The organism is Oleiphilus sp. HI0125 (genome assembly GCF_001635355.1).
Map to the genome: position 1 here is coordinate 1 of NZ_LWGF01000986.1, position 1244 is coordinate 1244.

The 1244-nt window shown below is 43.3% G+C and carries 2 protein-coding genes; one reads left to right on the forward strand and one right to left on the reverse strand.

The genetic code is table 11. From position 1 onward, the window contains the following. The coding region (locus A3762_RS16935; RefSeq protein ID WP_369820691.1) for a glutathione peroxidase at positions 1–275 on the forward strand (275 nt) is incomplete at its 5' end. A 59-nt stretch (positions 276–334) separates the two neighbouring features. Here A3762_RS16935 and A3762_RS16940 read toward each other — a convergent pair. Further along, positions 335–1120: a hypothetical protein gene (locus tag A3762_RS16940; protein ID WP_068755666.1), complete on the reverse strand. Its 786-nt coding sequence runs from the start codon at positions 1118–1120 to the stop codon at positions 335–337. Between the last annotated feature and the right edge of the window lie 124 nt (positions 1121–1244).

Sequence of the window (1244 nt, forward strand, 5' to 3'; positions counted from 1 at the left end):
AAGACCCAGGTAGCGACAGTCAAATTAGCGAGTTTTGCGAGCTAAATTATGGTGTCACATTCCCGATGTTCAGTAAGGTCGACGTGAATGGCCCTGACACACACCCTTTATTCTCGTTGTTAAAAACAAATGCTAAAGGGATGCTCGGTTCTGAGAAAATTAAATGGAACTTCACCAAGTTTTTGGTCAATGCTGAGGGAGAGATCTTGAAGCGCTACGCACCTAAGACTGAGCCGAAAGCCATCGAGCAAGATATTAAAGATTTGCTGGCCTAGTGCCTCAGGTATTCAAGTAGTGCCATATAAAGAGCGCGCTTAATTAGCGAGCTCTTTCGTTAATCATCGTAGTAACTATTCTTTTTCTTCCAGTCTTCTTCTGGGCTCAAAAAATCGTCCCATTCACTGCTTTGTTCAAGCTCACCTTGTGCTTTTGCATTGATCTCTTCAGTACGTTGATCTGCTTTCTTATTCAGCTCTGCCATTTTTTGTTTGTATGCCTGAATATTTTGCATCGCAGAAGGGTGCGTTGATACGTCACTTAACACCTCAATGGCACTATGGTAGTTGTGGATAGCAACACGCGGTTTACCTGCAAGCTCGGCTTGCTTTGCTTTCTCTGCAAATAAATCTGCCTTGGATTGTCGCGCTAGAAAACCTACATGAGCCATCTGTTGCTGGGCTAAATCGGGTGAAAGCTGCGATTTTTTACGCCAAAAATGCAGCAACTTATATAAGTTTTGCAGCATGATGCGTACCTCGCGGGCTTTCTCAGTTGAGTCAACCTTAACGGGTGGAAGATTTTGCGGGTTTTCTTGGAGTTCCTTTATAGCTCGCTCGTCTTCTTGAATGTAACCGGCGTGTTTAGACGAGGGTTTGAATTTAGTGAGTTCTTTGATGGTTTCGATGGATTGCTCGTGCAGAATTTTTCTCAAAGTAGGATTGAGGTACTGCGGTGGCATGTTAGATAGGATGTTTTGAATGTTGGTGTGTCGGTCTTGTAGTTTGATGATCAGACGTAATCGCTCAATACGCGCCTTCTCTCTTGCCTGAACGAATACGATCAATGCAATACCTGCGCAAATAAGGCTTCCAATGGCGATTGTAATCGTCACTGCCGACATAAACTAATCTCTAAGCTTGTTGTGATAAATTGTTGTTTTATTTGAGTGTAGCTCAAAATTTGATCGCTGCTGCAAAAAGCCTGACTGCTCAGGCGTCTAGCATGACAACGACTATTAACATGGT

Bases quoted from the DNA above. Each gene is read 5' to 3' on its own strand.
- A3762_RS16940 (WP_068755666.1), bottom strand. From the start codon at position 1,120: ATGTCGGCAGTGACGATTACAATCGCCATTGGAAGCCTTATTTGCGCA.